The following is a 9,432-nucleotide window of genomic DNA, read 5'->3' as shown; positions in this document are numbered from 1 at the left end:
TCGGAGATTTTGTGGCTTTTAGGAGAAAGGACAGCAGTCTTGTCTCTTGGCAGCCAACTCAGCGTTCAACAAAGAAGAACAACGAACGCCTATTTTTCTGCGAGCACCGCGATATAGCGCCGCGTCGCCTCGGTAAAACCAAGCAACAAAGCATCGGCAGTGATTCCGTGGCCGATCGACGCTTCCGCGACGCCCGGCACCGCCAGCTGAAATGCTGGCAGGTTTTCGAGGGTCAGGTCGTGCCCTGCATTGACGCCGACCCCAATCGAGAGAGCCGCAGCGGCCGTTTCGGCAAGCGCTGTCAACTCGGCCTGGGCACGCATGGGGTCGTCGTAACAGGCGCCGTAGGGCCCAGTGAACAATTCGATCCGATCGGCGCCGGTGGCCTTTGCAGCGGTCACCCCATCCATTCGGGCATCCGGATCGCAAAACAAGGAAATGCGACGATCAGGACGCTTCAGGCGCTGTACCACCGAGGTCAGGAAATTGCCTTTGCCGACAAAATCCCAGCCATGGTCTGAGGTGGCTTGTGCCGGATCGTCGGGCACGAGGGTCACCTGCTGCGGGTTGACGTCCTCGATCAACTCAAGGAAATCGTCGCTGGGATAGCCTTCAATGTTGAACTCGGCTTCTGGATATTCCGCGCGCAGCAGCGCACTGAGGTCATAGACGTCCGTGCGGCGAATGTGCCGCTCATCCGGCCGGGGATGGATGGTGATGCCGCTGGCGCCCGCATCCAGCACAATCCGCGCTATGCCGGTGACGCTTGGCCAGGGAAGATCACGCCGATTGCGCAATTGGGCAACGGCATTGAGATTGACTGAAAGCAGGGTCATGGCGCGGACTCGGTAGGAACTTAACCCTTCCTATACCGGATCGTCCGCGCCGCCCAATCGAACCTTTTGATAGGTTCTATAACATCTGTGACGGAATCCCGTCACATGCCCACGGGGCCGCGTCCGATGGCAGCAAGGCCCGTGCGAACCACTTCCACAAGACCAAGCGGCGACATCAGGGCGATGAAGCTGTCGATCTTGTCGGGCTTGCCGGTGACTTCGAACACGAAGCTTTCCACCGTAGCATCAATGATATGCGCGCGGAAGGCTTCGGCAAGGCGCAGCGTTTCGGCGCGGTGCTCGCCCGTACCCTGAACCTTGATCAGTGCCAGTTCGCGCTCGACGTAATTGCCCTCGGCCGTGAGGTCGTGGACCCGGTGCACCGGCACCAGACGCTCGAGCTGCAGCTTGATCTGGACGAGAACTTTGGGCGTCGCCACCACCACAACCGTGATGCGACTAAGTCGGCGCCCATGTTCGGTCTCGCTGACAGTCAGGCTCTCGATATTGTAGCCACGCGCCGAGAAGAGGCCAACGACGCGGGCCAGGATTCCCGGCTCGTTGTCAACGAGCACGGAGAGTGTGTGGCGCTCCGTCTGCTGGGTTTCCTGAGTGAGGAAGTAGGCCGAGCCGGTAGGCTGGAGATGTGCGTTCATATCATTTCCTCCGCAACTGGCCGTCAGACCAGCTGCCGTCCCTTCTCGTCGATGATGGACCCGAGATTGGCGGTGTCGGGCAGGATGATTTCATTGTGCGGCTTGCCCGACGGGATCATCGGCAGGCAGTTTTCGTCCTTTTCGACGATCACGTCGAAGAGCACCGGGCCGTCATAGTCGAGCATTTCGGCAATCGCCGCGTCGAGCTCGGCCGGGTTTTCGCAACGGATGCCCTTGCCACCATAGGCTTCGGCCAGCTTGACGAAGTCAGGCAGCGATTCCGAATAGGAATGCGCGTAGCGCGAACCATGCAACAGGTCCTGCCACTGGCGAACCATGCCCATGCGCTCATTGTTGAGAATGAAGATCTTGATCGGCAGGCGATACTGCACCGCCGTCGACATCTCCTGCATGGTCATCTGCACCGAGGCTTCGCCGGCAATGTCGATCACCAGCGCATCGGGATGCGCCACCTGCACACCAACGGCGGCCGGCAGACCGTAGCCCATCGTCCCGAGGCCGCCGGAGGTCATCCAGTGGTTCGGTTTGTCGAAATGGAAGTGCTGGGCAGCCCACATCTGGTGCTGGCCGACTTCGGTGGTGATGTAGACTTCCTTGGACTGCTTCTTGGTCGCCTCATAGAGACGCTGAATGGCCCATTGCGGCTTGATCACGGTGTCGGAGTTCTTGAAATTGAGCGAACCGACAGCGCGCCACTTCGCGATCTCTGCCCACCACGGCGCGATGGCCTCGGTGCGCGGCTGGTTGGTCTTGCTCCGCCAGATGCGGATCATTTCCTCGAGCACGCGATTGCAATCGCCCACGATCGGCACGTGAACCTGCACGACCTTGTTGATCGAGGACGGGTCGATATCGACGTGGATTTTGCGGCTATTGGGCGAGAACGCATCAATGCGGCCGGTGATACGGTCATCAAAACGCGCCCCGATATTGATCATGACGTCGCAGTCATGCATCGCAAGGTTTGCTTCGTAAGTGCCGTGCATGCCGAGCATGCCCAGCCACTGCGGGTTGGACGCCGGGAAGGAACCGAGACCCATCAGGGTCGAGGTGACCGGGAAACCCGTCAACTCAGCGAGCTCGCGCAGATTTTCGGAGGCCTCGGGCCCCGAATTGATCACGCCACCGCCGGTATAGAACACCGGACGCTCGGCCTTGAGCATAAGGTCGACCGCAGCTTCGATTGCCTTGAGGTCACCATCAACCTGCGGGCGATAGGACTGATGGCGCAGGCTCTCGATTTCCGGCCGATAGTACTCGCCAACGGCAAACTGCACGTCCTTGGGAATATCGACAACGACAGGGCCCGGACGGCCGGTCGTCGCGATCAGGAAGGCCTCGTGCAGAATACGCGGCAGGTCCTGAACCGACTTCACCAGGTAATTGTGCTTGGTGCAGGAGCGGGTGATGCCGACCGTGTCGCACTCCTGGAATGCGTCCGAGCCGATCAGCGTCGTCGGGACCTGGGCAGTGATGCAGATCAGGGGAATGGAATCGAGCAGCGCGTCGGTCAGCCCGGTCACCGCGTTGGTCGCGCCCGGACCAGAGGTGACCAGCACCACGCCCGGCTTGCCGGTCGAACGTGCATAGCCCTCGGCCATGTGCGTTGCGCCCTGTTCGTGACGAACCAGAATGTGCTGAACGACATCCTGCTGGAACATGGCATCATAAATCGGCAGGGCGGCACCGCCTGGATAACCGAAGATATGTTCAACACCCTGATCCGCTAGCGCCTGGATCACCATTTCCGCGCCGGTCATTTTCTCGGCCATTTGCGCTTCCTACTCCTCGTGCCCGCCGTACCGGGCGTTACGTCCTTGACGCCTTAAAACCGCCTCGGCGGAAAAAAGGCAATAAAAAAGGCCCCGTTCGGGACCTGTTTTCGGCGCATCAGCTATCACGCGGGGTGTTACCCCACGTTGCCAATGCGCCTACCTACTACGAGAATGAGTGCCCGCACGGGACCTCTCCAAAAAATTAGTCGCGCATTGATAGGAGCATTGCAACAAACCTGTCAAGGCTCGCTTTGCACCAGAAGCTTCGTCATATTCCCCTCCTCTCAAACCCGGCCATCCCGAAGACATGAATAGAAATCCGCTCGACAAGGAGCTGCAGCACATTTCGGGCATGAATACGGCCAGCCAGGCGCTGGTTCAGCGCACGGCTGCACCGGGGCTGGCGATTCTGTTCCTTGCCCTTGTCGCCATGTGGGCGGCTGCTTCGGTGGGTCAAACCCCAACGTCTATCGTCATTGTCATAGGCTCCATTGTCGCCGGCTACATGGCGCTCAACATCGGCGCCAATGACGTGGCGAACAATATGGGCCCCGCGGTCGGCGCTCGCGCCCTGACCATGCCTGCGGCCCTGCTCATCGCCGCGGTGTGCGAAGCGGCGGGCGCATTGCTCGCCGGGGGCGACGTCGTCGAAACCGTCGCCTCGGACCTTCTCGTCGGGTTCAATATCGCTCCGGCCAGTTTCGTGCTGGTCATGATCTCGGCGCTGCTGGCCGCAGCGACCTGGGTGCATCTGTCCACCTTCATCGGCGCCCCCGTCTCCACCACCCATTCCATCGTCGGCGGCGTTACAGGGGCTGGCATTGCTGCCGCGGGCCTCAGCGCCGTGTCCTGGCCCGACATCCTGGTCATCGCCTTTGGCTGGGTCATCTCGCCAATTGCCGGCGGTGCGATTGCAGCGCTGCTGCTGTTTCTGACGCAGATAGCCATCACTAGGCGCATGGACAAACTGCGCGCCGCACGGACCTGGGTTCCTGTCTTTGTCGCCGTGATGGCTGGAACGTTCGCGATGTACCTGGCCGACAAGGGCCTGCAGCGCGTCTGGACACCCGGCATATTTACGACCGTCAGCATTGGACTGCTGGCTGCCGCGATCAGCTGGGCGATAGCGTTCTCGGGGGTCAGGCGTCGATCTCTTGAACTGGAGAATCGCAAGAAGCACGTCGCGACGCTGTTCCGCTTGCCGCTGATCCTATCCGCGGGGCTGCTCTCGTTTTCCCACGGGGCCAACGATGTTGCCAACGCCATTGGACCGCTCGCGGCAATTGTTTCGACCCTCTCACACGGCACGGCAGCGGTTGGGACGGACCTGCCTTTCTGGGTGCTCTCCATCGGTGCCTTTGGCATTTCACTGGGTTTGGCGCTCTACGGTCCACGCCTGATCCGCACTGTCGGCGAGCAGATCACCAAGCTCAATGAAATCCGCGCTTTCTGTGCGGCGCTGTCGACCGGCCTGACTGTGCTCGTCGCATCGGCGCTGGGAATGCCGGTATCCACTACACACATCGCCATCGGCGCGGTCTTCGGTATCGGCTTCCTGCGCGAATATCGCTCGCGGCGGGAGATGGAGCGCAAGTCGGTACCCATCTATGCGCGCTTCGTTGATCCACGTGCACTGAACGCCACGCCTGAAATGGCGTTTGCCAATGCGCGAGAAGGCGATCATCGGCGGCTGATCCGGCGCCAGAGCGTCTATCGCATCATGGGAGCGTGGATGGTCACCCTGCCCTGCTCGGCGCTGCTGGCCGGGCTGGTGTTCCTGATCGTCAGTCAGTTCGCCCTTTAGGCGCGGTGCTTTTCGGCACGGGTCTCGTGAAACCCGGCGACCAGATCGGCAAGCTCACGATGCGCCAGAAGGCGCCGGGCTTCTCGCAATGTCACCCAATGGCGCAGGCGCTGGCCCTTTTCTTTCCAGCTATCGAGCTGCTGCGAGACGCGCAGAGGGTAGAGGTCGATGTCGATCAGTTTGCTACCGCCCGAACCAGCAACGGCGCGATAGCTGCCGATCGGCTCCTGTTCGACCTCTCCGAGAACGCCGGCTTCCTCGAAGGCTTCGAGAGCGGCGCTGTCCCACGGCGTCAGATGCGGCTCAATCGCGCCCTTTGGAAATATCCACCGCCCGCTGCGCCTGGACGTCACCAAGAGGAATGCCATCCGCCCATCGACGATAGAGTACGGCAAGGCCCCCACCTGCTGGATTACAGCCGTTGGATTCCTCGCGGTTTGCCAATCTTTGAAGAGATGTCGCAACATGGTGGTATTCAAACCTTCCTCTGGCGAGTTGAGACCGATTCCCCGCCAAAAGACAGAGGGGCCCCGAAGGGCCCCTCAAAATTCCGGTGCTGAAACGATCAGCTCAGCAGGGTCAGTTCGCCGGCAGACACCTTGCCGTCGCGGCCGGTCTGCAGTTCGTAGCTCACCTTATCGCCTTCGTAGAGGCCCTGCAGGCCCGAACGCTGGACGGCGGAGATGTGGACGAAAGCGTCCTTCTCACCGTTGTCGGGCGAGATGAAGCCAAAGCCCTTGGTCGTGTTGAAGAATTTCACGGTACCGGTGATGGCAGCCATGTTGAACCTCGTGGTCGGTAATACCGCGGCATGCGGTGGAAGGGTTAATTCGGCGCCTGCGAGGGATCCGAACTTACGGTTCACCAGATCAAGAGGTAGCCCATATTCCGGAAATACCGGTCGTCAGGTAACGCAAGTCGAGTGGCACGTATTTCGGGATTATTGCGACGCGCCGGGAATTTTTCAAGGCGATATCAGCAGTTTGACGTAGAACACCCGGTCGGTGGGGGCGCCGGCCGGGTGTCTTCGCAGCATGATGGCGGTATGGGGACGACTAACCGCCTCAGCGAAACTTAGCCACGCGGGCAGGTGTCGATGTACTGGCTGCCATCGCGACGCTGGTAGACGCAACGGTTGTTGCTGCCTTCGACGCGACCAAGAACGTCGCCGGCGGCTGCGCCGACCACGGTGCCGACACCGGCACCAACAACGGTTCCTAGAAGGCTGCCGCCGGTTGCGCTGGCACCGACAACGGCACCGCCGAGCGCACCAACCGTCGCACCCTGCTGAGTTGACGTACAGGCTGCCAGCGACAGGGTAGCGGCAACGATAATCAGGAACTTATGCATGAGATCCTCCAGGACTGATCGGACGATTAATGTTCGGTCGGAATTTTAGTTCCAGCCGTCGCTCAAGAAATGTTGAATCATTCGTTAAGTAAACCCCGGAACATTCCTGCTACCGCCACGGCGAGCCAACCAAGGATCATCCCGCCTCCGCCGATGGGCGCAGCGCCGGGAAAAAGTGCGGTGCCGAGCGAGTGCCGCATGGCGAGATCGGCCACGAAGATGATGCAACCCGCGGCCAGTACCAGGCCTGCAATGGATAGCGCCCTGCTCCGCCCCACGAGGCCGACCACAAGCAGGACCGGCGCGTGAGCCAGCGCCATGGCGGAGATGGCTGCGAGATTTCGAACATCCTCACCATGCGACGCCATCGCCGCCGTCGCCACACCGACTGCCCCGATCAAGCCCGCAACGCCCACGAGGACACGCCGCATCCAAACCGTCATTTCCGTCCCCATCTTCCAAGCCAGACGGCTTTGGACTAGAGCATGGCGGTGTGTGTGGGAAACGAAAATGACTGAATCTGTCGCGCCGCTGGCGCCGACGGCGGGTGAAAGCGTCGGCAATACATCGAGCTGGACCACGGAGTTCCGGGCAACCTTTGCGCTCGCCTGGCCGCTGGTCATCGCCCAGCTCGCGCAGAATATGTTGCATACGACCGACGTGATTCTGCTTGGCTGGCTCGGTTCGGAATACCTTGCCGCCGGTACGCTGGCGACGACGTTCCTGATGCCCTTCCTAGTCGGCGGCATCGGCGTGATCGGTGCTGTTGCGCCGCTCGTCGCACAGGCTCGCGGTTCTCGGGACATCAAGGCCGTTCGCCGCGTCGTGCGGCAGGGCTGCTGGGCGGGTATCGTTCTGGCTGCAGTGCTTGTTCCACTGGTTTTGCAGATCAGACCGATCTATCAGGCGCTCGGACAGGATGCTGCGGCTACCGAGATGGCCAACCAGTTCATCCAGATCGCGGCCTGGTCGCTGTTTCCGGCCTTCGGGATCATCTCCTTCCGCTCGCTCATGTCGGCCTATGACGCCACCCGCGCCATTCTGGTGATCACCGTGCTGGGCGTGCTGGTCAACGCCGTGACCGCCTATGTGCTGATCTTCGGCCATTTCGGCTTTCCACGGCTTGAGCTGCGTGGCGCAGCCATCGCGACGACGCTGACCAATGTGGTCATGTTGATCGCCATGGTCCTCTATGTGGTGCGCCACCCGAAGCTGAAGCGCTTCCATGTGCTCGTTCGCTTCTGGAAGCCAGATTGGCAGCGTTTCCGCGAAATCTTCCGCATCGGCACGCCGATCGGGCTGACTGTTGTTGCCGAGGTGGGCATGTTCACCGCGGCGGCGCTGCTCATGGGCCGGCTCGGCACCGATGAGGTGGCCGCCCATGCCATTGCCCTCCAATGCGCCTCCATTGCCTTCATGGTGCCGCTGGGGCTTGGTGTTGCTGCAACGGTGCGTGTCGGGATGGCTTATGGCCGGGGCGACGCTGAAGGCATTCGCAAGGCCGGCTGGACTTCGTTTGCCATGGGCACGGCGTTCATGACCATATCGTGCATCTCATTCCTGACCCTTGGGCCGCACATCGTGACGGTGTTCCTCGATCCCCATGTCACGGCCAATGCCAATTCGCTGACCCTGGCTGCGTCCTTCCTGATCGTCGCCGGCGTGTTCCAGCTTGTCGATGGCGCCCAGGTGGTTGCGGCGCATTCGCTGCGCGGACTCAGCGACACCAAGGTGCCGATGCTGCTGGCCATTGTCGGCTACTGGATGGTGGGGCTGCCCGTCGCCTATGTCCTCGGCTTCATTGTCGATTGGAAGGGTGTGGGCATCTGGATCGGGCTGGCCGCGGGACTCGCTTTCGTGGCCGTGGTGCTGGTGACGCGCTTCGTACTGCGGGAGCGGATCGGGCTTTTGGACAGGATGCGCCAGGCGGCCTGAGATCAGGCCTCTATCGGCTTGCCTTCCAGCCCGAGGCGGGGCCAATCGCCCATGCGGTTGCGGAACCAGGTGCGCTGGCGCTTGGCATATTGGTGCGTGGCAATGACAGCCAGGGTGATCGCCTCGTCGCGCGTCTGCACGCCGTCGAGCCAATCGCCGATTTCGCGCACGCCAATGGCCTTCATCACCGGCAAGGACGGGTCGAGATTCTGCGCGCGTAGGGCCTCGACCTCCTCCACGGCGCCGCTGACGAACATCGCCTCGAAGCGGAGGGCGATCCGGGCGCGGAGCACGTCTCGATCTGGCGAGAGGACGAAGCGTTCGATGGTCCAGTTGTCGAGCAGGCCGGATTGCGGATTGTCCTGAAAAGCGGAAAGCGGCTTGCCCGTGGCGCGCTTGACGGCGAGCGCCCGGGTGACGCGCTGCGGATCGGCGACTTTCAGGCGGCGTGCGGTTTCGGGATCTTCCTTGGTCAGCAGCGCCATGCGGCCAGCTTCATCCAGGTCTTCGATCTCGCGCTGAACCTCCAAGGTCAGCTCCTGTGAGATTTCCGGGATATCGGCGAATCCATTTGTGAGAGCTTCGAAATAGAGCCCTGTTCCACCAACGAAAATTACTTCGCGCTCGGGATCGACTTCCACCAGAATCGCGCGTACGGCTTCGAGCCACTGGCCGGTCGAAAAGCGCTGTGAGGCTGGAATGACGCCGTAGAGGCGGTGCTCGGCCTGGGCTTCTTCCTCGATAGATGGCCGGGCCGTGACGATGCGCAGCGTGTCATAAACCTGCATGGCATCGGTGTTGACGACGATGCCGCCATTGGCCCGCGCACGGGCCAGCGCCATGCTCGACTTGCCGCTGGCAGTGGGACCCGCTATCAGGACGGCGCTTCTCTGGCGCGTCACCTTACTCTCCCGAAAGTCATTTTCGCCATGCCGGTCCTCAGCCTCATTGCCAATCCCGCCGATTCCGACCTCGACGTCTCGCTTGCGGCCGCAGTGGTGCAGCAAACCGGCGGAGAACTCAACTGGCTGCACCATCAGGTCGCCTGCGACATT

10 protein-coding genes are annotated in these 9,432 nt (G+C 61.5%); 2 read left to right on the top strand and 8 right to left on the bottom strand.

The features are described from left to right. Positions 1–89: 89 nt before the first annotated feature. The 3 genes from ABW043_RS16445 to ABW043_RS16435 all read right to left on the bottom strand — a co-directional run bounded on the left by ABW043_RS16445 (position 90) and on the right by ABW043_RS16435 (position 3,285). Entirely contained in the window at positions 90–836 is a 747-nt protein-coding gene (locus ABW043_RS16445; protein ID WP_353922276.1) for a pyridoxine 5'-phosphate synthase, read from the bottom strand. A gap of 101 nt (positions 837–937) precedes the next feature. Continuing rightward, positions 938–1,492: an acetolactate synthase small subunit gene (ilvN, locus tag ABW043_RS16440; RefSeq protein WP_056307167.1), complete on the bottom strand. Its 555-nt coding sequence runs from the start codon at positions 1,490–1,492 to the stop codon at positions 938–940. A gap of 23 nt (positions 1,493–1,515) precedes the next feature. Continuing rightward, positions 1,516–3,285, bottom strand: coding sequence for an acetolactate synthase 3 large subunit (locus ABW043_RS16435; RefSeq protein ID WP_353922275.1), 1,770 nt, complete (start codon positions 3,283–3,285; stop codon positions 1,516–1,518). Between the two features lie 310 nt (positions 3,286–3,595). On the opposite strand from ABW043_RS16435, the gene ABW043_RS16430 reads away from it, so the two are divergent. Continuing rightward, entirely contained in the window at positions 3,596–5,092 is a 1,497-nt protein-coding gene (locus ABW043_RS16430) for an inorganic phosphate transporter (protein WP_353922274.1), read from the top strand. Here ABW043_RS16430 and ABW043_RS16425 read toward each other — a convergent pair. The 4 genes from ABW043_RS16425 to ABW043_RS16410 form a co-directional block, all read right to left on the bottom strand. Next, a complete protein-coding gene (locus tag ABW043_RS16425) occupies positions 5,089–5,559 on the bottom strand; it encodes an NUDIX hydrolase (RefSeq protein WP_353922273.1) in 471 nt (156 codons plus the stop codon). The two genes, ABW043_RS16430 and ABW043_RS16425, sit on opposite strands and share 4 nt — an antisense overlap. Before the next feature lie 98 nt (positions 5,560–5,657). Next, a complete protein-coding gene (locus ABW043_RS16420) occupies positions 5,658–5,873 on the bottom strand; it encodes a cold-shock protein (protein WP_353922272.1) in 216 nt (71 codons plus the stop codon). A gap of 293 nt (positions 5,874–6,166) precedes the next feature. Then, positions 6,167–6,442, bottom strand: a complete 276-nt coding sequence (locus ABW043_RS16415; protein WP_035087184.1) for a YMGG-like glycine zipper-containing protein — start codon at positions 6,440–6,442, stop codon at positions 6,167–6,169. A gap of 77 nt (positions 6,443–6,519) precedes the next feature. Further along, complete coding sequence (locus ABW043_RS16410; RefSeq protein WP_353922271.1) at positions 6,520–6,885, bottom strand: DUF423 domain-containing protein; 366 nt, start codon at positions 6,883–6,885, stop codon at positions 6,520–6,522. Positions 6,886–6,952: 67 nt separating this feature from the next. Here ABW043_RS16410 and ABW043_RS16405 point away from each other — a divergent pair, with 67 nt between their 5' ends. Further along, positions 6,953–8,377 (top strand): MATE family efflux transporter, encoded by a 1,425-nt coding sequence (locus ABW043_RS16405; protein WP_353922270.1) that lies wholly within the window; start codon positions 6,953–6,955, stop codon positions 8,375–8,377. A 2-nt stretch (positions 8,378–8,379) separates the two neighbouring features. On the opposite strand, the gene miaA is transcribed toward ABW043_RS16405, so the two are convergent. Next, positions 8,380–9,279 (bottom strand): tRNA (adenosine(37)-N6)-dimethylallyltransferase MiaA, encoded by a 900-nt coding sequence (gene miaA / locus ABW043_RS16400; RefSeq protein ID WP_353922269.1) that lies wholly within the window; start codon positions 9,277–9,279, stop codon positions 8,380–8,382. Positions 9,280–9,432: the final 153 nt, after the last annotated feature.

It is taken from the genome of Devosia sp. (assembly GCF_040509215.1).
Taxonomy (GTDB): Bacteria; Pseudomonadota; Alphaproteobacteria; order Rhizobiales; family Devosiaceae; genus Devosia.
Note: the sequence above shows the minus strand (reverse complement) of the source record. Positions and strands in the feature narration are given on the sequence as shown.

Excerpts from the sequence above, each read along its gene's own strand:
- ABW043_RS16445 (WP_353922276.1), bottom strand. The coding sequence starts at position 836 with ATGACCCTGCTTTCAGTCAATCTCAATGCCGTTGCCCAATTGCGCAAT.
- ilvN (WP_056307167.1), bottom strand. The coding sequence starts at position 1,492 with ATGAACGCACATCTCCAGCCTACCGGCTCGGCCTACTTCCTCACTCAG.
- ABW043_RS16435 (WP_353922275.1), bottom strand. The coding sequence starts at position 3,285 with ATGGCCGAGAAAATGACCGGCGCGGAAATGGTGATCCAGGCGCTAGCG.
- ABW043_RS16430 (WP_353922274.1), top strand. The coding sequence starts at position 3,596 with ATGAATAGAAATCCGCTCGACAAGGAGCTGCAGCACATTTCGGGCATG.
- ABW043_RS16425 (WP_353922273.1), bottom strand. The coding sequence starts at position 5,559 with ATGTTGCGACATCTCTTCAAAGATTGGCAAACCGCGAGGAATCCAACG.
- ABW043_RS16420 (WP_353922272.1), bottom strand. The coding sequence starts at position 5,873 with ATGGCTGCCATCACCGGTACCGTGAAATTCTTCAACACGACCAAGGGC.
- ABW043_RS16415 (WP_035087184.1), bottom strand. The coding sequence starts at position 6,442 with ATGCATAAGTTCCTGATTATCGTTGCCGCTACCCTGTCGCTGGCAGCC.
- ABW043_RS16410 (WP_353922271.1), bottom strand. The coding sequence starts at position 6,885 with ATGACGGTTTGGATGCGGCGTGTCCTCGTGGGCGTTGCGGGCTTGATC.
- ABW043_RS16405 (WP_353922270.1), top strand. The coding sequence starts at position 6,953 with ATGACTGAATCTGTCGCGCCGCTGGCGCCGACGGCGGGTGAAAGCGTC.